The organism is Nonomuraea sp. NPDC054003 (assembly GCF_055585125.1).
Genome location: NZ_JBVJKR010000001.1, coordinates 702888 through 722561, shown reverse-complemented (window position 1 = coordinate 722561; position 19674 = coordinate 702888). Strand labels below are relative to the sequence as shown.

18 protein-coding genes are annotated in these 19674 nt (G+C 71.5%); 4 read left to right on the top strand and 14 right to left on the bottom strand.

The features are described 5' to 3' along the window. Positions 1–7: 7 nt before the first annotated feature. The 4 genes from ACZ6YG_RS03010 to ACZ6YG_RS02995 form a co-directional block, all read right to left on the bottom strand. The gene (locus tag ACZ6YG_RS03010) at positions 8–868 is read right to left on the bottom strand and encodes a carbohydrate ABC transporter permease (RefSeq protein WP_397197542.1); all 861 of its coding nucleotides are present in this window, start codon (positions 866–868) and stop codon (positions 8–10) included. Next, positions 865–1731: a carbohydrate ABC transporter permease gene (locus ACZ6YG_RS03005; protein WP_148030458.1), complete on the bottom strand. Its 867-nt coding sequence runs from the start codon at positions 1729–1731 to the stop codon at positions 865–867. The genes ACZ6YG_RS03010 and ACZ6YG_RS03005 overlap by 4 nt, the downstream gene beginning before the upstream one ends. A gap of 16 nt (positions 1732–1747) precedes the next feature. Further along, positions 1748–2992, bottom strand: a complete 1245-nt coding sequence (locus tag ACZ6YG_RS03000) for an ABC transporter substrate-binding protein (protein ID WP_219543243.1) — start codon at positions 2990–2992, stop codon at positions 1748–1750. Positions 2993–3054: 62 nt separating this feature from the next. Continuing rightward, entirely contained in the window at positions 3055–4254 is a 1200-nt protein-coding gene (locus ACZ6YG_RS02995) for a DegT/DnrJ/EryC1/StrS family aminotransferase (RefSeq protein WP_466017060.1), read from the bottom strand. Between the two features lie 59 nt (positions 4255–4313). Here ACZ6YG_RS02995 and ACZ6YG_RS02990 point away from each other — a divergent pair, with 59 nt between their 5' ends. Then, positions 4314–5519, top strand: a complete 1206-nt coding sequence (locus ACZ6YG_RS02990) for a hypothetical protein (protein ID WP_466017059.1) — start codon at positions 4314–4316, stop codon at positions 5517–5519. Between the two features lie 37 nt (positions 5520–5556). On the opposite strand, the gene ACZ6YG_RS02985 is transcribed toward ACZ6YG_RS02990, so the two are convergent. From ACZ6YG_RS02985 to ACZ6YG_RS02955, 7 genes are all read right to left on the bottom strand, one after another. Next, complete coding sequence (locus ACZ6YG_RS02985; RefSeq protein ID WP_466017058.1) at positions 5557–6630, bottom strand: dihydrodipicolinate synthase family protein; 1074 nt, start codon at positions 6628–6630, stop codon at positions 5557–5559. A gap of 15 nt (positions 6631–6645) precedes the next feature. After that, on the bottom strand, positions 6646–7653 hold the full coding sequence (locus ACZ6YG_RS02980; protein ID WP_466017057.1) for an NAD-dependent epimerase/dehydratase family protein: 1008 nt from the start codon (positions 7651–7653) through the stop codon (positions 6646–6648). Between the two features lie 60 nt (positions 7654–7713). Then, on the bottom strand, positions 7714–8607 hold the full coding sequence (locus ACZ6YG_RS02975) for a Gfo/Idh/MocA family protein (RefSeq protein ID WP_466017056.1): 894 nt from the start codon (positions 8605–8607) through the stop codon (positions 7714–7716). A gap of 175 nt (positions 8608–8782) precedes the next feature. After that, positions 8783–9352 (bottom strand): hypothetical protein, encoded by a 570-nt coding sequence (locus tag ACZ6YG_RS02970; protein ID WP_466017055.1) that lies wholly within the window; start codon positions 9350–9352, stop codon positions 8783–8785. 45 nt (positions 9353–9397) lie between these two features. Next, entirely contained in the window at positions 9398–11206 is a 1809-nt protein-coding gene (locus tag ACZ6YG_RS02965) for a hydantoinase B/oxoprolinase family protein (RefSeq protein ID WP_148030451.1), read from the bottom strand. After that, entirely contained in the window at positions 11199–13202 is a 2004-nt protein-coding gene (locus tag ACZ6YG_RS02960; RefSeq protein ID WP_397197549.1) for a hydantoinase/oxoprolinase family protein, read from the bottom strand. Before ACZ6YG_RS02960 ends, ACZ6YG_RS02965 begins: the two co-directional genes overlap by 8 nt. Positions 13203–13208: 6 nt before the next feature. Further along, the gene (locus ACZ6YG_RS02955) at positions 13209–13547 is read right to left on the bottom strand and encodes a hypothetical protein (RefSeq protein ID WP_246639159.1); all 339 of its coding nucleotides are present in this window, start codon (positions 13545–13547) and stop codon (positions 13209–13211) included. A 111-nt stretch (positions 13548–13658) separates the two neighbouring features. Between ACZ6YG_RS02955 and ACZ6YG_RS02950 the strand changes: the two genes are divergently transcribed. Beyond that, complete coding sequence (locus ACZ6YG_RS02950) at positions 13659–14336, top strand: thymidine kinase (RefSeq protein WP_466017054.1); 678 nt, start codon at positions 13659–13661, stop codon at positions 14334–14336. Here the strand turns inward: ACZ6YG_RS02950 and ACZ6YG_RS02945 are convergent. The 3 genes from ACZ6YG_RS02945 to ACZ6YG_RS02935 all read right to left on the bottom strand — a co-directional run bounded on the left by ACZ6YG_RS02945 (position 14321) and on the right by ACZ6YG_RS02935 (position 17099). Then, the gene (locus tag ACZ6YG_RS02945; protein ID WP_466017053.1) at positions 14321–14989 is read right to left on the bottom strand and encodes a DsbA family oxidoreductase; all 669 of its coding nucleotides are present in this window, start codon (positions 14987–14989) and stop codon (positions 14321–14323) included. The genes ACZ6YG_RS02950 and ACZ6YG_RS02945 overlap by 16 nt on opposite strands. 69 nt (positions 14990–15058) lie before the next feature. Beyond that, positions 15059–15955 carry a hypothetical protein gene (locus tag ACZ6YG_RS02940; protein WP_466017052.1) on the bottom strand — a complete coding sequence of 299 codons (897 nt, stop codon included), beginning with the start codon at positions 15953–15955 and terminating at the stop codon, positions 15059–15061. A gap of 391 nt (positions 15956–16346) precedes the next feature. Then, entirely contained in the window at positions 16347–17099 is a 753-nt protein-coding gene (locus tag ACZ6YG_RS02935) for an SRPBCC domain-containing protein (protein ID WP_466017051.1), read from the bottom strand. A 266-nt stretch (positions 17100–17365) separates the two neighbouring features. Here ACZ6YG_RS02935 and ACZ6YG_RS02930 point away from each other — a divergent pair, with 266 nt between their 5' ends. Continuing rightward, positions 17366–18709, top strand: a complete 1344-nt coding sequence (locus tag ACZ6YG_RS02930) for a cytochrome ubiquinol oxidase subunit I (RefSeq protein WP_466017050.1) — start codon at positions 17366–17368, stop codon at positions 18707–18709. Positions 18710–18718: 9 nt separating this feature from the next. Further along, positions 18719–19597, top strand: a complete 879-nt coding sequence (cydB, locus tag ACZ6YG_RS02925) for a cytochrome d ubiquinol oxidase subunit II (protein WP_364229870.1) — start codon at positions 18719–18721, stop codon at positions 19595–19597. Positions 19598–19674: the final 77 nt, after the last annotated feature.

Genomic DNA, 19674 nt, shown 5'->3' with positions numbered 1-19674 from the left:
AATGAGCTTATTTGAACCCGGTCATCGCGATGCTGTTCACCAGATACCGCTGCAGCAGGAAGAACACCAGCAGGCACGGGATCACCGAGATCGTCGCCGACGCCATGAGCATCGACAGCTGCATCTCCTCGGTGCGCAGCGTGGTCAGTCCCACGGTCAGCGTCCGGGTGGCGTCGCTCTGGCCGACGACCAGCGGCCAGAGGAAGTCGTTCCAGTGCCACAGGAACACGAACACGCCCAGCGTGGCCATGATCGGCCGGGTCAGCGGCACCACGATCGTCAGATAGACCCGCAGCTCCGACGCCCCGTCCACCTTGGCCGCGTCGAACAGCTCGTCCGGCAGCCCCATGATGAACTGCCGCATCAGGAAGACCGCCTGCGAGTTGGCCAGCGTCGGCACGATCAGGCCCCAGAACGTGTCCACCCCGTCCAAGCTGTTGACCAGCACGAACGTGGGGATGAGCGTGGCCTGGAACGGCACCATCATGGTCGCCAGGAACGTCCAGAACATCGTGTCGCGGCCGGGGAAGCGCTTCTTGGCGAACGCGTAGCCGGCCATCGACGCGGTGAGCAGGATGACCACCACGGACACGACGGAGTAGACGAGCGAGTTGACCGTCCACTCCACGAACCCGGACGCCGACAGCACCCTGGTCAGGTTGTCCAGCGTGAGCGTCTCGGGCCACTGGGCGGGCAGCGTCGGCTGACCCGCCGGCGACAGCGCCACGATCAGCATGGCCAGGAACGGCGCGACGGTCAGCACCGACAGCACGGCCAGCAGGACGGCGAGCGGCCACCTGGCCCGTCGGCGCGGCGCCCGTCCGGCGGCGCGGTCGCGGGCGAGCGGCCTGGATGCGGTGAGCGTCACGTGTTCCCCCGGTCCAGGAAGCGGCGCTGGATCAGCGACACGGCCAGCACGATCGCGAACAGCACCACGCCCCAGGTCGCGGCGTAGCCGAAGTCGAAGGAGCGGAAGCCGTGGTCGTAGATGCCGTAGATGAGCGTGTACGTGGCCCGCGCCGGGCCGCCGCCGGTCATCACGTAGATGGTGTCGAACACCTGGAAGGCGCTGATGGTCTCGATCACCAGGACGAAGAAGAGCGTCGGTTTGAGCAGCGGCAGCGTGATCCGGCGGAACTTCTGCCAGGCGCCGGCCCCGTCGACCGTGGCGGCCTCCAGGTAGCTGGCCGGGATCGACTTGAGACCGGCCAGCAGGATGAGCATCGAGTAGCCGAACCCCTTCCACACCGACACCACGGCCAGCGCGGGCAGCACCAGCGACGCCTGCTCCAGGAACGCCACCGGGCCGAGCCCCAGCTTGCCGATCAGGCCGTTGATCAGCCCGTCGAACTCGTAGATCCAGCGCCAGACGATGCCCGCCAGCACGAAGCTGGTCACGTACGGCAGGAAGAGCATGCCGCGGAACAGGCCGCGCATGAACACCACCTGGTTGAGCAGCAGCGCGGTGCCGAGCGCCACCAGGACGGTGAGCGGCACGTAGATCGCCGCGTACACCAGCGAGACCCGCAGGCTGAGCCAGAAGTTGACGTCGCCGAGCAGCCTGGCGTAGTTGTCCGCGCCGACGAAGCTCCACTCGCCGCCGATGTTCCAGTTCGTCAGGCTCATGCCCGCCGCCCCCAGTGAGGGGAAGATCCGGAAGATCAGGAAGAGCACGAACACGGGCAGCACGAACAGCAGCCCGGTGACCGGGTCACGCAAGCGATGACGCACGGCGTTCCTTTCTCGTTCAGCCGCCGTTGGCCAGCAGCGCGTTGGCCTCCTCGGCCGCCGCGTCGAGGGCCTGCTTGGCGTCCTCCTGGCCGAGCAGGGCCGCCTGGATGTGCGGCGCGATGAGGCCCATGACCTGGCGGGCCTGGGGGTGGGTGTCGCCGGGGAAGGCGTACTCCAGGGACTTGGCGAACTCCTTGGCCGACTCCGACTGGTCCGGCACGGTGACGTCGGTGCGGGCCGGGAAGAAGCCGGACTCCTTGGCCAGCTCTCCCGTGACCTCGGGCGAGGCCAGGTAGCCGGCCAGCTTCCTGGCGGCGTCCTTGTGCTCGGAGTGCTTGGCCAGCACGACCCCGCCGGGGATGCCGAACGCGACCCGCTTGGCACCTTCGAGAGGCAGGCCGATGCCGACGTTCTCCTCGCCGATGACGGCGCCGAGCTGGACGGCCTGCCCGGCGGTGGCCGCGTGGTACATGGCGGTCTTGCCCGCCGCCAGCGCGCCGCCCTCGATGTCGTTGCCCTTGCTGGCGGTGTTCTCCGGGAGCCCGCCCGCGGCCTTGAGGTCGAGCAGGAGCTGCAGGCTCGCCACGCCCTCCGGGCCGTTGAACGCCACGCTCTTGCCGTCGGGGGCGAACACGGTGCCGCCGTTGGCCCACAGGAAGGGGTAGAAGCTCTGGTTCAGGCTGACCTCGGGCTTGCCCGGGTAGTCCAGCACGGCGACCTTGTTCGCGGCGAGCTTGGGGGCGGCCGCCTTGAGCTCGTCCAGCGTCTCGGGGATCTTCTCGACGCCCGCCTCGGCGAACAGCTTCTTGTTGTAGATGGGCGCGGTGATCGTCTGGTAGATCGGCACGCCGTAGAGCTTGCCGTCGACGGTCAGCGCGGTGAGCGAGCTGGGCAGGTAGGCGTCCTTCGCCTCGGCCACCACGTCGTCGACCGGCTCGATCGTGCCCTGCTGGGCGTACTGCGGGATCTGGTCGGGGCCGAGGACGACCAGGTCGAAGCCCTTCTTCGAGACCAGGGCGGTGGTGACCTTCTCCTGACGGCCCTCCCACGGCTGCTGGTCGACGGTGACGTCGACGTCCGGGTTCTTCGCTTCGAAGTCCTTCTCGACCTTCTGCCAGAACGCCTGGCTCTTGGCCTGGTCGCCGATGACCGGATACATCCACAGGGTCACCGTGCTCTTGTCCGAACCGCTGGACGATCCGCACCCGGCGGCGGCGATGCTCAGCGCGATCGCGACGCCCAGGGTCGCTGTCTTTCTCATCGGCGGCAACCTTTCCTTAATACCGGTCCTGACCGAAACCTAGTAACGCGATCCTCCTCGGGTCAATCCCCGATATCCGACCGTGACGAGGACGGGGCCAGAAATCTGGTCATCTCCCGCGCGATGAGGTGGACGTGATCGGGTGTGTAGTTCTCGTTCCAGTCGATGACCATCAAGGTCTCCGCGACCATCCGCTCGGCCTCCGGGCAGGGCCGGGGGGCGTACCCCTGCAAAGGGTAGCGAGAGGCCCCGTATATCGGCCCTTGCCATACGGGGGCGTGGTTCAGCGGCTCGTCCAGGTATCCGGCCCGCGCCGGTATCCCGGCCACCCGCAGCTTCCCGGCCAGCTCCGCCGCGCCGCCGCCGGGGAGCACGACAGGGAAGAGCCACCAGGCGTGCCCCTCCGGGCGCGGCAACCGTACGCCTGGAAGCCCCTGCAAGGCCTCCAGGAGCTGTACGGCCGTACGGCGGCGGGCGGCGACCACCCCGGGCAGCTTGGCGAGCTGGGCCCGCGCGACGGCGGCCTGGAGCTCGGTCATGCGGTAGTTCAGCCCGAAGGCGGCGTGCGAACGGCCCGCCGAGCGGTCCCAGCCCTTGTCGGAGAACAGCCGCATCCGGCGGGCCAGCTCGTCGTCGCCGGTCAGCGTGAGGCCGCCGTCGCCGCAGGTGATGTGCTTCCACTGCTGCAGGCTCAGGCAGGCGACGTCGCCGACCGTCCCGGCGAGCCGCACGTCCCTGCCGCCTCCGCCCGCCGGGTCCGGCAGTTCGGTGAGCCAGGCCTGGGCGCAGTCCTCGATCAGGGCCAGGCCGTGCGCGTCCGCCAGGGCGCGCAGCTCGTCCACCCGCGCCGGTGCGCCGAACAGGTGCACCGCCATGATGGCCCGCGTGCGCGGCCCGATGAGCGCCGCGACGGCGGCCGGGTCGAGATTGCCGTCGGACGGATCGACGTCGGCGAAGACAGGGACGGCGTTCTGCGCCAAGATGGGGGCCACAGTGCCGAAGTCCGTGATCGGTGTCGTGATGATCTCGTCGCCGGGGTCCGGCGCGGCGGCCACGACGGCGAGATGGAGGGCTGCGGTGCCCGAGCTGCACGCGATCGCGTGGCGCACGCCGTGCAGCTCGGCGATCTCGCGTTCGAGCGCCCGCGCCTCGGCGCCCCAGACGGAGTTGAGCATGCCCGAGCGGATCACCCGCTCCAGGGCGGCCACCTCCTCGTCGCCGAGCGTGCGGCCTTCCGGCTCGGCCATGGACGGGAACTTCACAGAGCACCTCACAGGATAAGATTGCGGCCTTGACCGTAATAAGCGAGAGGGGAGCATGGGTGGCGATCGTCATCGGCGTCGTCGGCCCGCATGACCTGGTAGACCAGGTCGCGGCCACCTGCGAGGAGCAGCCGGGCGTCAGCGCCCTGCGGCTGGACTACGACCACGAGTCGCAGGCGCCCGCGATCGTGGAGGCGCACACCGCGGCCGTCGAGGGATGGCTGTTCACCGGCATCGTGCCGTACATGCTCTCCCGCGACGCCGAGGCGCTGACCCGCCCCGCCGCGTTCGTCGACTACACGGGCGCGACACTGCTCAGCGCCCTGGTACGACTCCAGCACCAGGGCGTGGACGTGACCCGGCTGTCCATCGACACGCTGCCGGCCGCCGACGTCGTCGCCACGTTCGCCGAGGCCGGGCTGCCCACGGGCGAGCTGCGCACGCTCCCCTACCGGCCGGAGATGACGTCGGAGAAGGCCGTCGCCTTCCACCGGCGCGGCCCCGCCCACCCGGTGATCACCTGTCTGAGCAGCGTCCACGAGGCCCTCCGCGACGACATGCGCGTGCTGCGGCTGGCCCCGTCGACGCACTCGGTGCGGGTGGCGCTGCGCCAGCTCCTGCTGACCGCGCAGGGCCAGGCCCAGGAGGACGCGCAGATCGCGCTCGGCCTCGTCGAGGTGGTGAACGACGAGGGCCTGCTGCGCGAGGCCACCGCGCTGGGCGGCACCGTGGCCGCCTTCCGGGGCGGCACCCACCTGCTGGTGACCACCCGGGGCCCGCTGCACGACGCCACCGGCGGCTTCACCGGTCTGCCGCTGCTGGCCCGCCTGGCCGTCCAGAACAGCGTGGTGCGCGTCGGCTTCGGCCTGGGCCGCAGCGCCGCCGAGGCGGAGAGCCTGGCCCGCCGCGCGCTCGCCCGCGCCCGCCGCATCGGCGACGTCGCGGCGGTCCTGTCGCTGCGCGCCGACACCGACATCGTGCTGGAGTCGGTTCCCACCGGGCAGGCCGGCGAGCAGAACCTCTCCGTCATCGCCCGCCGCGTCGGCCTGTCGGTGCCCACGCTGGAGAAGCTCCTGGAGGCGCGCAGGGCCGCCGGCGACGAGCCGCTGACGACCCGGGAGATCGCCGACCGGCTCGCCGTCCAGCAGCGCACCGCCCGCCGCATGCTCCACCGCCTGGAGCTCGCCGGCCTCGCCGAACGCACCGGGAATCTGACCAGCGGGTCCAGCGGGCGGCCGCTCACGCTGTACCGGCTGACACTGTGACACCCCGCGGCCTCCTCCCGCTCGTGGACGGAAGCCGTCAGGACAGCCAGCGGGCCAGGCCCTCGGCCACGAAGTCGTCGTCCCTGAGCCACGGGTAGGCCGCCCAGACCCGGTCGATCTCCGCGAGCTGCCCCGGCGACAGCTCCTCCGCCGGGTCGAGGCACCAGCGCCCCTCCAGCAGACCCTGGCGGCGCAGCACCTCGTGGATCCCGGGGATGCACCCGTGGAAGCCGTTGACGCTGTCGAAGATGGCCGCGTTGGCGTCGGTGAGGTGCCCGTCGAGCGTCAGCAGCCGCCGGACGGCCGCGTCGTCGCCCGCCCTGGCCCGCCTGGCCTCCTCCAGCAGCTCGACCGCCCGCCGCACCCAGACCGCCCACTGGCCGAGCAGGCCGCCGACGAACTCGACTTCCACCTCCCGCCCGTCCACGACCACCCGGTGCGGGGTGATGAGGTCGGCCAGGATGTGGTCGTCGTTGCCGGTGTAGAGCGCGACCTCCTCGGCCCGCCCCGCGCGCACGACGCCGTGCAGCACGTCGAGCGTGCGGTAGCGGTCGAACGGCGCGACCTTGATGCCGGCCACCGACTCGACCGCCGCCAGCCTGGTCCAGAAGTCCCGCGACAGCGGCCGCCCGCCGACCGCGGGCTGCAGGTAGAAGCCGATCACCGGCAGCACCTCGCCGACCGCCCGCGCCCGCTCCACCAGCGCGTCCTCGCCGAGCTCCGCGTACGGGCTCAGCAGCACCATGTGGTAGCCGAGCGACCGGGCCAGCTCGGCCTCGGCCACGGCCTGGGCGGTCGGCCCGGTGGCGCCCGCTATCAGCAGCACCTCGCGCTCCGACTCGCGGGCGGTGTCCGCGGCCAGCTCCAGCACCGGCGGCAGCAGGTCCGTGCCGTGGATGGCGAACTGCGTGGTGTGCACGCCCACCGCGAGGCCGCCGGCGCCCGCCTCCACGTAGTAGCGGGTCAGGGCGCGCTGGCGGCGCTCGTCGAACGTCCGGTCCGCGGTCAGCGCCAGCGGGTGCGCCGGGATGACCAGGCCGCGCCTGAACAGGTCGCGCGCGGACGTCTTGGCCTCTGGAGCCGTGCTGAGCACGTGGGTCCCCCTCGTCATGTGATGTCGCCGGTCTCAGAAACGGCCGTCACGGCGTTCGAACTTGGTGGGCTTGCCCAGCAGCGGCCCGCCGCCGGCCACCCAGCCGGCGATGTGGTCGATCAGCTCCAGCGGCGTGATCCCGGGATACCCGAACAGCCGGTGGCACCGCGACGCGTCCGACAGCAGCGCCGTCGGCGCCTCCTCGCCGGTGAACACCGGCTCCACCCCGAGCCGCGCGCCCAGCTCCAGCGCGGCCCACCGTACCGAGATCCGCTCGGGGCCCGTCACGTTGAGCACGTACGGCGGGGTCGCGGCGAGCCGCAGGGAGCGGAGCGTCACCTCGTTCGCGTACCCCTGCCACACCACGTTGACCTGACCGGTCGTCAGGTCGACGGGCTCGCCGGCCAGGACCTTCTGCGCCAGGTCGACCAGCACCCCGTAGCGGAGCTCGACCGCGTAGTTGAGCCGGATCAGCGCCATCGGGGTGCCGTGCGTCTCGGCGAAGTGCGCCAGCGTGCGCTCCCGCCCGAGGCAGCTCATCGCGTACTCGCCGACGGGCCCGGCGGGGTCGTCCTCGACGCTGCCCCCGCCGGCGACCGGGACGAGCGGGTAGACGTTCCCGGTGGACAGGGCGGCGATCCGGCTGCCGCGGAACCGGTCGGCGACCCGGCCGGGCAGGTAGGTGTTGGTGAACCAGGTGGCGTGCTCGCGCCCCTGGGTGCCGAACTTGGCGCCGACCAGGAACACCACGTTCGGCGCTTCGGGCAGCTCGCGCAGCGCGCGGTCGTCGGCCACGTCGGCGCTCACCACGGTGGCGCCCGCGCCGGCGAGCGCGTCGGCGAGTCCGGGCTCGGAGAAGCGGGAGACGGCGATGATCCGCCGGTCGCCCCCGGTGGCGTTCAGCGCCAGCCGCACCAGGCTGGGGCCGAGCTTGCCCCCGGCGCCGAGGATCATGATGTCGCCGTCCAGCGCGGCGAGGTCCGCCACGAGCCCGGCGCTCGGCCGCGCCAGCCGCTCCTCGAGTTCCGCTGTGGTCCGCACGCGGGGTCCCCCTTTGTCCTTATTTACGGTCCAGACCGTAACCGGGAGGGACTGCCGCTGTCAACGGACGGGCACGCTCTCGCGGGCCGAGACGAGGACGTCGAGGATGGCCCGGGTCTCCGCCCACGGCACCGGGCTGGGCCCGCCGCCCGCCATCTCCAGGAACGCCTCGATCGTCCCCGCGTAACCGAGGCCCAGCACCGGGTCGTCACCGGCCTCGATCACCACGTGCTCGTCCCCGCCGCGCCGGTGGACGGTGACGGCGTACGACTCCTCGTCGCTCACGCCGACGACCTCCACCACGCCCGTCACGCCGCTCCCCCACCGCAGCGCCATGACCCCGGTGTCCTCCGACCGGAGCGTCCCGTAGTGCCGGACGGCGCCCGCCGCGCCCGCCAGCCGCACGTCTGGGCCGAGCAGCGCCACCAGCAGCTCCACCCCGTGCACCCCCATGGTCACCAGCGTCCCGCCGCCCTCGGACGGGTTGTCCTGCCAGGCGTTGTAGCCGGTCGCCCAGAGCCCCACGTCATGCCGTACGGTCGCGCGCACCGACAGCACCCCGGCCGGATCCGCCGCCCACCCGGCGAAGGCCGGCGCGAACCGCAGCACGGACCCCGACATCACCCGGTCGTGGATCGGCAGCCGGTCCAGCCGGTCGAGCTGCTCCCTGGTGGCGGCCGCCGGCTTGTTGACGAAACACGCCGCCCCCGTCTCCAGCACCGCCGCCAGCGCCTCCGGCACCCGCGGGTTCGGCACGGTCAGCACCACCCCGTCCGGCCCGCCGTCCAGCGCCTCCCCCAGGCTTCCGACCACCCGTGCCTCCGGGTGCTCCTCGGTGAACCTCCGCAGCCGTTCCCCGTCCGGCTCCCACACCACAAGCTCGGCATGCCTGGCCAGGGTCCTGGCGTCGGTGTACGGGTGGCTGGTGGCGAGCCCGGCGAGAGCGATGCGCACGATGTCCTCCGATGTCGCACTTCACGAAACGCGCCCATCATGGCAGCCACCGCATTCAGGTGACACTGGGTACGCAGACGGGTACGCTTACGACTGCCGCCCATCGCTGATGGGCCGGAAGTGAGCCCGGGTGGACTGCCGGACGACAGGAGCCCGGGCTTTGCGCTGTCCGGGCTCAGCCGGCCGCCACGAAGACCATCTCCGCCCCCGCGCCGAGCCCTTCCCAGAGCTCGGCCTCCCCCGAGGCGGCCAGCGACGCCGCTCCCGCCACCACGTCGGGCAGCCACGTCAGAGGCTCCTCCACGGCCGGCACCCACAAGGCGCGCAACCTCGGGCTGATGGCATGACGGGTACGCAGGATGTCGATCAGCTTGCGGTCGGCCGCGTCCAGCCAGGGGCCGCGTGACTCGAAGAAGATCTCCGTCACCGGCCGCCGGCCGAGCTCCCAGAGCAGGTGTTCCATGCACTTGCGGCGGCCCCGCTCCTGCCGCCTGGCGTCGAGGCCCGTCCCCACGACGACGAGCGCGGACGGCCGCAGGCCGGCGACCGTCTCGATGATGAGAGTCCGCCGCTTGGCGTTCTCGTCGCGCCAGTGCAGCCGCCGCTGGCGACGCAGGAGCAGCCCGCGCAGCGCGGCTCGGTGGAAGTCCGCCTGCGCCGGCGGGACGAGCACCGCGGCCATCAGGTAGAGGCCGTGGGACAACCGCATCGACTCATCGACATAGGCGGAGAACGGGGGGTTCATGAGGGGTCATGTTATCCCCGGCGATCACGTACGGTGATTGCCTTCTTACAGTTCGTCTACCTCCGCGAAGGTGCGGCCGCCGGACAGTTTCGGGTAGCCGGGGCCGCGGTCGAAGAAGCGGTCGGCCGGAGGGCGGAGGCGGGCGCGGAGTTCGGCGGTGCCCTGCTCGTCGATGCGGTCGCCGTCGAGGACGACGCCGTAGTCGCCGAGCGCGCCGGCGATCGAGACCTTGCCGTCGCGGACGTCGGCCGCCACCGCGCGGGGGTCGCGGTCGTACGGGGAGCCCCAGCCGCCGCCGCCCGTGGTGCGGATGCGGATGGTCTCGCCCGCCTGGACCGGGTGGTCGTCGACCAGGCCTTCCATCTCCTTGCCCGCGATCTCCACGCGGAACGGCCGCCCGGCGAGGCCGCCGTTGACGCCCCAGCAGGACAGGATGGAACGGTCGGCGATCGACATGTAGGAGGCGTCGCGCAGCATCCGGATGTGCTTGTCGTAGCCGAGGCCGCCGCGGAACATGCCGGGCCCGCCCGAGTCGCAGGCCAGGCCGAGGCGTTCGACCCTGAAGGGCCAGCGGGCTTCGGCGAACTCGACCGGGATGTTGCGCGAGTCCGGGACGACGTGGATGGTGTCCTCGCCGTCGGCGTACCAGCGCCCGCCGGAGCCGCCGCCGAGCACCTCCCGCATCAGGTAGGGCTGCCCGCCGGCGTCCGTGCCGTACACGCCCGTGTAGCGGATCGTCTCCTGGTCGGCCGGCATCCGCCCGCCGGTGGCCTTGGCCAGCACGCCCGCCAGCACGCCGAGCAGGCGCAGGATGACGAACGTGCGGGCGTTGGTGGGCGCGGGGAAGACCGGGGTGAGCAGGGTGCCCTTCTCCGGGAAGACCATCTTGATGAGCGGCACGACGCCCTCGTTGACGTCGAGCTCGGCCATCCGCTCGGGCGTGTCGGCCAGGTTGCGCAGGATGGGCGCGAGCCACTTCTTGAGGAAGACGCCGTCGGCGTAGTCGCCCGCGTGGTTGATCGGCCCCTTGGCCTGCGGGGAGGTGCCGGTGAAGTCGATGGTGAGCGGCGCGTCCGCGGCGTGGTCGACCGTGAGGGTGATGCGCTGGGTGTGCAGGCGGGGCTCGTCGACGCCGTCGTGCTCGGCGTAGTCCTCCCAGACGTAGGTGCCCTCGGGGATCTTGGACAGCAGCTCGCGCCGGAACGTCTCGGTGGTCTTGCCGATGATGGCGTCGAAGCACGCCTCCACCTCGTCGCGCCCGTACCGGTCGAACAGCTCGCCCAGCCGCCGCGCGCCCATGAGGCAGGCGGAGCACTCCGCGTCCAGGTCGCCGGCGAGAGAGTCGGGCATGCGGGAGTTGCGGGTCATGATGCGCAGCGCGGCCTCGTTGGGCACGCCCTGGTCCCACAGCTTGATCGGCGGGACCATCAGCCCTTCCTCGAACGCCGACCGGGCGTGCGACGGCATCGAGCCCGGCACCGCGCCGCCGATGTCGTCGTGGTGACCGAACGCCTGCACGAACGCCACCACCTCGTCGCGGTGGAAGACGGGCACGGTGACGCACAGGTCGGGCAGGTGGCCGATGCCGCCTTCGGACAGGTAGACGTCGTTGTGGAAGTAGACGTCGCCGGGCTTCATCGTCTCGATCGGGAAGTCGCGGACGACCGGCTGGACGAGCGCGCTGTAGGAGCGGCCGGTCAGCTTGCGCATCTTCCTGTCGTGGATGCCGGCGCGGAAGTCGTGCGCGTCGCGGATCATGGGCGACCGGGCGGTGCGCGCGATGGCGGTCTCGACCTCCTTCTCCACGGAGGCGAGGGTGCCCTCGACGATCTCGATGAGGATCGGGTCAGTCACGACGGATCTCCACGTTGCCGTATTCGTCCACCGTGGCGGTGAACCCGGGGTGCAGGGGGATGGTGGAGCCGTACTCCTCGATGACGGCCGGGCCGTGGACGACGGCGCCGGCCTCCAGCGCGGCGCGCTGGAGGATCGGGGTGTCGTGCGGCTCGTCGAAGATCACGCGCCGGCTCGCCTCGACGGGCTCGGTCTTCGGGTACGGGTCGCGCCGGATCACCGGCCGGTTGATCGGCCCGATGCCGGAGACGCGCAGGTTGACCCATTCGACGGCGTGGCGTGGGTCGTCGCGGTAGGCGTAGCCGTACAGCTTCTCGTGCGCGTCGTGGAAGCGGCCGGTGACCTCGCGCAGCCAGTCCTCGTCGAGGGGGCCGGCCGGGGCGGGCACCCGGACCTCGTACGCCTGCCCGTAGTAGCGCAGGTCGGCGCTGCGCGCGAAGACGGGCTCGTCGAAGCCCTCGCGTTCGAGCTCGTCGGCGGCCTGGCTCTCCAGCTCGCCGAAGATCTGCGCGGCCTTGTTCAGCGCGAGGTCGCGGGTGACGTACGTGCGCACGTAGTCGTTCTTGACGTCGACGGTGAGCAGGCCGAACGCGGAGACGTTGCCGGGCTCGGGCGGGACGATCACCGCGGGCAGGTCGAGGATGTCGATGAGCCGGCAGGCCAGCAGCGGCCCGGACCCGCCGAACGTCACCAGCGGGAAGTCGCGCACGTCCAGCCCGCGCTTGACGGTGAGCTGGCGGATGGCGTTGCTCTGGTTGAACGCGCTGATCTCCAGGATGCCGGCGGCGGTCCGCTCGGGGGTGAGGTCGAGCTTGTCGGCCAGTGCCTCGACGGCCATCCTGGCGGCGTCGTAGTCGAGCGGGATCTCGCCGCCGAGCAGGTGCGGAGGGATGCGGCGCAGGTAGACGTGGGCGTCGGTGACGGTCACCTCGGTGCCGCCGCGGCGGTAGCAGATCGGGCCGGGGTCCGCGCCGGCCGAGCGGGGGCCGACCTTGAGCGTGCCCTCGGGCGAGATCCACGCGATCGAGCCGCCGCCCGCGCCGACGGTGACGATGTCGATCATCGGGATCTTGCACGGGAAGCGGCCGACGCTGCCCTCCGTGGTGACGGACGGGTCGCCGTCGACGACCACGGTCACGTCGGTGGAGGTGCCGCCGCCGTCCAGGGTGATCACGCTCCGGTGGCCGGCGGTGGCGGCGATCAGCGCCGCGCCGAGCGCGCCCGCGGCGGGGCCGGACAGGACGGTGGTGATGGGCTGGTTGACGACCTCGCGGGCCGACAGCACGCCGCCGTTGGACTTCATCACCGAGAACGGGCGGCCCAGGCGGCTGGACAGGTTGGCGATGTAGGCCCGCATGCCGGGCTTGACCGCGGCGTCGACCAGCGTGGTGACGGCCCGCTCGTACTCTCGGTACTCGCGCAGCACGTCGCTGGAGAGCGACACGACCGCCTCGGGGAACTCGCGGGCCAGGACCTCGCGCATGCGCCGCTCGTGTTCGGGGTTGGCGTAGGAGTGGAGGAAGCAGACGCCGAGCGTGGTGATGCCGCGGGAACGGTACCAGCGGGCGACCTCGACGGCCTGGGCCTCGTCGAAGGGGCGCACTTCGCCGCCCTGGTGGTCGAGCCGGCCGCCGACGGTCTTGACCAGGTGGACGGGCACGATGCGGGACGGCTTGACCCAGAAGTAGGAGTTGCCGTAGCCGTCGGGCACGCTCTGCCGGCCGATCTCCAGGATGTACTCGAAGCCCTCGGTGGTGATCAGCCCGAGGCCGGCGATGCGGTCCTCGAGCAGCTGGTTGGTGGCCACGGTGGTGCCGTGCACGATGCCGGCGACATCCAGCTCGCCGAGCTTCTCGATGCCGGCGATGAACCCGTCGGCGGGGTTCGCGGGGGTCGAGGGGGTCTTGGTGGTGACGATCTCACCGGTCTCCTCGTCCACCGCCACGACGTCGGTGAAGGTGCCGCCGGTGTCGACTCCGATTCGGACGCTACGCATGGCTCCTCAGCTTCGGCGCTTGCCGAGCACTTCGTCGATGACCCGGGGCGCGTTGTCGGTGCCGACGTAGGCCGCCAGCCTGACCACGAGCTCCTGGGTCCTGCCGAGTTCGGCCTCCACCCTGGCCTTACCCGACTGGCCCGCCTGCACGCCGAAGTACGCCCCGATGATGGTGCCGACCACGCCCGCCACACCGGCGAACAGGGCGGCCGACTCCCCGGTGGCGTACACGGCCGCGCCGAACGCGACGAGGGTCGCCACGATGCCCGTCAGCACCACGTAGAAGCCGTACCGCCAGCGCGCCGCGTCGGCCTGGGCGGCGGTGAGGTCGTCCGGCGTCATCATGGCGTCGAGCGTGGGGGGTTTATCTGTGACCACTAGATTTTCCTCCTGATACTCCAGAGGAGAAATCTCCCATGAGGTCAGGGAACAAGCCAAGCGCTAAGGTGGCACCCCGTGACCGAACTGTCCGCGTTGTCTCCTGCACCCCATGCGCCACGTGATGCCGTGCTCAAGTTCTACTTCGGGCCGATGGACTGCGGGAAGTCCACCCTGGCCCTGCAGATGAACTACAACCACGGCCGTCAGGGCAGGAGAGGGCTGGTGCTGACCAAGCACGACCGGTCGGGCGAGCCCAGGGTCACCAGCAGGATCGGCCTGGGTCTGGAGGCCGTCGAGGTGGTGGACTCGATGGACCTGGTGGAGCTGGTGCGCGGGCACGACCGGATCGACTACCTGATCTGCGACGAGGCGTGCTTCTACACGGTGGAGCAGATCGAGCAGCTCGCCGACCTGGTCGACGGGCACGGCGTCGACGTGTACGCGTTCGGGCTGGCCTCCGACTTCCGCTCGGTGCTGTTCCCGGCCTCGCGGCGGCTGTTCGAGCTGGCCGACGAGGTGTGCCGGCTGCAGGTCGAGGTGCTGTGCTGGTGCGGGCGGCCGGGGCAGCTCAACGCGCGCGTGGTGGGCGGGGAGATGGCGCGTACGGGGGAACAGGTGGTGATCGGGGACACCGACGCCTCGCCGGTGCGTTACCAGGTGCTGTGCCGCCGCCATCACCGGGCGGGGCTGCTCGGCGAGGGCACCGGCGTCGGGGGCGGGACGGCTCAGACGGCCCCTCAGACGGCGCAGTAGCCGTCGTCGCAGCCGTCGGCGGGGGCGGCGAGCTGCTGGATCGGGGTCTCGCCGATGCGGTCGGCCACCTCGTCGATCGCGGCCGTCATCGTCTCGTACGGCTGCGCGCCGGACACCGCGAACTGCCCTTCGAACAGGAACAGCGGCACACCCGTGATGCCCAGCCGCCTGGCGCGGCCGATCTGCTCGCGCACCTCGGCGGCGCCCTCTCCGGTGTCGCGCACGCCCGCCTCGGCGGCGAGCTTGGCGAGCACCCCGGCGTCGCCGACGTTCAGGCCGTCGGTGAAGTGCGCACGGAACAGCCGGTCGGCCATCTCCTCGCCCAGACCCTGGCCGGTGGCGACCTCGACGAGCCGGTGCGCCTCCAGCGTGCCGGTGCTGATCGCCCGGTCGAAACGGAGGTCGAGCCCTTCCTCCGCGGCCACGGCCGTCACCCTGGAGGTCATCTGCGCCACGCCGGCGCCGAACTTGCGCTCCAGCGCGGGCAGCAACGGCTCACCCTCGGTGGACGCGTCCGGGTTCAGCTGGAAGGGGCGCATGGTGACCTCGATGGACCCGCCCTTGTCGCGGAACGCCTGCGCGGCGCGGGCGAAGCGGGCATGGCCGACGTAGCACCACGGGCAGACGACGTCGGAGAAAATCTCAACCTTCATGTTTCTTGACAACGACTTGGCACAGCGGTCCATTCCGGTCCGCCGGTTCAGCCGCGGGCAAGGGCCGGGTCAGCCCGCGGCCAGCTCCTCCAGCCGGTAGGGAAGGTACGCGGAGTCGTCCACCAGCGCCGACGCGCCGCGCCACCAGCCGAACCACTCGCCGCTGCGCCACATCCAGTCGACCCGCTCGATCGCGGCCACCACGTCGCCGACGGTCTCCCAGCGCTCGCCGAGCTGCTGGTCGGTGGCGCCGTGCCTGAGCGCCCAGGCGCGCAGGACGCGGGCCGCGTAAGCGTCCACGCGGCGCGCGTACGGGTCGGGCTTCTCCCCCGGCAGCCGGTGCGGCCCGAGACCGGCGGCCACCCCCCAGCTCCACTGCGCCTCGGCGGGGCGTGAGTAGCGCAGCGAGTGGAAGTCCAGGTTGGAGCCCAGGTTGTCGTCAGGCCTGCGCGTCACCACCGCGTCGAGGCGGCCGCCGGCGTCGAAGTGCACCACCAGCCGCTGCCCCGGCCGCACCCCCGGCGGCAGGCCGAACCGGTCCTCCGCCTGCCAGGAGTTCAGGTCGACCTGGGCGACGGGCCTGCCCCACAGCTCGTCGGCCGCGTCGTCGGACACCCAGGCGGCCAGCATCTCCAGCGCGGTCAGGTCCGTCCACGGCTCGATCGCCACCGCCGTGTGCAGCACCTCGTCGGGCGCGGGCAGCTTGCCGCCCCTGGGCCGGGTCCACCACTGCTCGCCCAGCTCGCGGGTGCCGACCAGCAGGGCGGCGAGCGCGGCCAGCTCGGCCGAGCGCCGCGTCAGGGACGCGCCCAGCGCCAGCCCGACGCACCGGTCGCAACGCTCGTCGCCGATGACCGGCCGGGCTGCGGCGATCAGCGCGTCGGCGGTGGGGTGGTCCTCGCCCAGCAGGTTGCGGACAACCCGCCGGGCCTCGGTTCGCGCGTCTTCAGCATGAGCCTGCCGCATATTGCCACGCTACGCCCGGAGATCCTTTTCCGCGAGAGGCTCTGACCTGGTCGTTTCCCGCATCCCCTGAGGGCGCGCCTCTCCCCTGCCGAGCCCGCCTTCCTCGAACACGGACGGCCGCCGCGTTCTCGTCCACCACCCACTCCTCGACGCGCGATCCGCCTTTCACGGCGTCACATGGCCGAGGAGGGCGCGCATACGAAAGGACGGGGTTCGAAGGCGGCGCGCCCACATCGGGCTCGCCTCCCTCCGCGACCGCCCGGCCGAGGAAGGGTCCAGGCCATCAACTCTCCGGCACCCCCATCCAAGAAACGGACCAGGCCAGCGGCTCTCCGGGACCGCCCGTCCGAGGGGTGGGCGGTCCCGCGCCGTCCGTCCGAGGGCGGGCGGGTCAGCGGCGGGCTCGGCCGAAGAGCCAGCCGATGGCCGCGCTGCCGAGCGCGACGCCGGCGCCCATGCCGAAGGCGGCCAGCATCACCCACGGCGGAGTCTCCGTACGGCGCTTCTCCGCGACCGGGGGGCGCTCGTAGACGGCGGGGCGGCTCGCCGCAGGTGTCAGGGCGGAGGGCTCCCGGAGAGGCCCGGGGCCTTCCGTGGTGGGGCGTGGGACCGGTACCGCGGCCGGGGTTCCCGCAGGGGCCAGGGCTCCTTCCGAAGGCAGGGTTCCCGCAGGGGCCGGGGCTTCTTCTGGAGGCAGGGTTTCCGCAGGGGTGCACAGGTGGCGTTCGACGGCGGCGAAGAACTCGCCGGCCGTCTTCCGGGCCACCGAGCCCAGCATCCGCTGCCCCACCCCGCCGATCATCCCGCCGATGACCGCGTCGGCGTCGTACTCGACCCGGGTCCCGCCGTCGATCTCGCTCAGCCGTACCAGGACGGTGGCGTCCACCGTCCCTGGGGCGCCCTGGCCGCGCGCCCGCAGCACGAAGCTCACCGGGGCCGCCGGTTCCGCGAGGGCCACCTCGCCCTGGTAGACCCCTTTGAGCGAGGCCACCCCGGCGTTGACGGTCATCCGGTACGTGTCGGGCCCGCACTCCTCCAGGCGCTCGCATCCGGGGATGGTGCGCACCAGGACCGCCGGGTCCTGCAGGGCTGCCCACACGCGGTCTCTTTCGACGCCGATCTCGGCGCTGCCTGCGACTTTCACACCGTCACTCTAGAAAGCCACCGCCCGCCGGGATAAGGGCAACACCTGCCCAACGTCCCCGCGTCGCCCTGTGGCCGGGTCCACCGCCCGGTGTACGCGGGAATCCACCCGGCGGGTGACGCGGCGGGACGAGCCCGAACGGCATCGTGGGATGGGCTGAAGGGGGCCGGTGTGACCAAGGTCGCACCACATTGCTCTACAGCGTGTAGTACTACTTCAAGTAGATGTACTACAAGCCGTAGAGCTCGTTGACCCGATGAGGGGACATGGACGCACTTGATCTCGCACGGTGGCAGTTCGGGGTGACCACCGTGTACCACTTCCTGTTCGTGCCGCTGACGATCGGCCTGGGCATCTTCGTGGCCGGGCTGCAGACCGCGTGGCACCGCACCGGGAAGGACCACTACCTGCGGCTGACGAAGTTCTTCGGCAAGCTCTTCGTGATCAACTTCGCGATGGGCGTGGTCACCGGCATCGTGCAGGAGTTCCAGTTCGGCATGAACTGGTCGGAGTACTCCACGTTCGTCGGTGACGTGTTCGGCGCGCCGCTGGCCTTGGAGGCGTTGCTGGCGTTCTTCCTGGAGTCCACGTTCATCGGGTTGTGGATCTTCGGGTGGGACCGGCTGCCGAAGCGGCTCCACCTGGCCTGCATCTGGGCGGCGGCGCTGGCCTCCAACCTGTCGGCGTACTTCATCCTGGCCGCCAACGCGTGGATGAAGCACCCGGTCGGCTACGAGGTGGTCGACGGCAAGGCCAGGATGACGGACCTGTGGGCGGTGCTGACCAACTCGACCGCGCTCGCGCAGGTGCCGCACGTGGTCGCCGCCGCGTTCGTGGTGGCCGGCGGGTTCGTGCTGGCGGTGTGCGGCTACTGGCTGCTGCGGACCCGGGCGGAGATGTGGCGCAGCGCCGCCAGGGCGGCGCTGGTGATGACGGCGGTCGCGGGCGCGCTGGTCGCGATCACCGGCGACACGTCAGCCAAGCTGATGTACGAGCAGCAGCCGATGAAGCTGGCCGCCGCCGAAGGGCTCGAACGCGACACCGCCGGAGCGCCGTTCACGGTCGCGCCCGGCATCGAGATCCCCAAGGTGCTCAGCTTCCTGTCCACGAACGACCCCGACGCCGTCGTCCAGGGCACCGAGGACCTGCAGCGACGCTTCGAGCAGGAGTTCGGCCCCGGCGACTACCGGCCGGACCAGACGATCGTGTTCTGGTCGTTCCGGCTGATGATCGGGTTCGGCATGGCGACCGTCGGGCTGTCCGTGCTCGGGCTCTGGCTGACCCGCCGCCGGAGGCCGATGCCGCCCTGGCTGTCGCGGGTGTTCCTGCTGGCGCTCCCGCTGCCGCTGCTCGCGGTGACGGCCGGCTGGCTGCTGAGCGAGATCGGGCGCCAGCCGTGGACGGTCGCGGGCGAGCTGCTCACGGCCGCCTCCGTCTCACCCGGGGTGAGCCTGGCCGAGGTCGCGATCTCCCTGACGATCTTCACCCTGCTGTACGGCGCGCTCACCGTGGCCGAGATCGTGCTGCTGGCCCGGCACGTACGCAAGGGCCCCGAGGAGATCGAGCCCGCTCCCGCGGCCGAGAAGCGCCAGCCGTCGCTGATGTACTGAGGAGCAGACGTGATCGACCTGTGGTTCATCATCATCGCCTTCCTGTGGACGGGATACTTCGTCCTGGAAGGGTTCGACTTCGGCGTGGGGCTGCTGGCGCCGTTCGTCAGCGGCGACGGCGAGGAGCAGCGGCAGAGCCTGCAGACGATCGGGCCGGTGTGGGACGGCAACGAGGTGTGGCTGATCACCGCGGTGGGCGCCATGTTCGCCGCGTTCCCCGCCTGGTACGCGGGCATGTTCAGCGGCTTCTACCTGCCGGTGCTGCTGGTCCTGGTCGGCCTGATCGTGCGCGGCGTCGGCCTGGAGTGGCGCGGCAAGGTCGAGAACCCGGCCTGGTGCGACCTCGGCATCGTGGTCGGCAGCGCGCTGCCCGCGTTCGTGTGGGGCACGGTCTTCGCCGACCTGCTGTACGGGAGCGCGGTGGCGGCGATGCTGGGCGGCGCGTTCTCGCTGACGGTGTGCCTGCTGCACGGCGCGATCTTCCTGGCGCTCAAGACGGACGGCCCGGTGCGCAAGCGGGCCCGGTCGGCGGCGGTCGCGCTGAGCGCGGTGACGCTGCCGATCGGCGTGGTGGCGCTGTCGGGCATGGGCACGATCCCGGCGCTCGCGGCGGTGGCCGCGCTGGCCGCCGCGCCGGCGCTGGTGTGGCGGCGCCGCGAGGGCTGGGCGTTCGTGGCCATGGCGGCCACGATCGTGCTGGTGTCGGTCGCGGTCTTCGCCCAGCTGCGGCACGCCCCGCTGCCGGGGCTGACGCTGGCGGAGGCGGCCTCCGGCCCGTACACGCTGACGATGCTCAGCTGGATCGGCCTGATCGCGCTGCCGTTCGTGCTCGGTTACCAGGGCTGGACGTACTGGGTGTTCAGGAAGCGGGTCCGGCCGGCTCTTTGAGAAACTCGCCAAGCCCCGGGTGACCGCGGTCACGATTCTGGGAAAATCCACCGTGAGCCGCACACCGCGTGGAGGTG

What these genes read in the sequence shown, in the direction of transcription:
- ACZ6YG_RS03000 (WP_219543243.1), bottom strand. Translation starts at nt 2,992, where the DNA reads ATGAGAAAGACAGCGACCCTGGGCGTCGCGATCGCGCTGAGCATCGCC.
- ACZ6YG_RS02985 (WP_466017058.1), bottom strand. Translation starts at nt 6,630, where the DNA reads ATGACGAGGGGGACCCACGTGCTCAGCACGGCTCCAGAGGCCAAGACG.
- ACZ6YG_RS02970 (WP_466017055.1), bottom strand. Translation starts at nt 9,352, where the DNA reads ATGAACCCCCCGTTCTCCGCCTATGTCGATGAGTCGATGCGGTTGTCC.
- ACZ6YG_RS02960 (WP_397197549.1), bottom strand. Translation starts at nt 13,202, where the DNA reads ATGCGTAGCGTCCGAATCGGAGTCGACACCGGCGGCACCTTCACCGAC.
- ACZ6YG_RS02955 (WP_246639159.1), bottom strand. Translation starts at nt 13,547, where the DNA reads ATGATGACGCCGGACGACCTCACCGCCGCCCAGGCCGACGCGGCGCGC.
- ACZ6YG_RS02945 (WP_466017053.1), bottom strand. Translation starts at nt 14,989, where the DNA reads ATGAAGGTTGAGATTTTCTCCGACGTCGTCTGCCCGTGGTGCTACGTC.
- ACZ6YG_RS02940 (WP_466017052.1), bottom strand. Translation starts at nt 15,955, where the DNA reads ATGCGGCAGGCTCATGCTGAAGACGCGCGAACCGAGGCCCGGCGGGTT.
- ACZ6YG_RS02930 (WP_466017050.1), top strand. Translation starts at nt 17,366, where the DNA reads ATGGACGCACTTGATCTCGCACGGTGGCAGTTCGGGGTGACCACCGTG.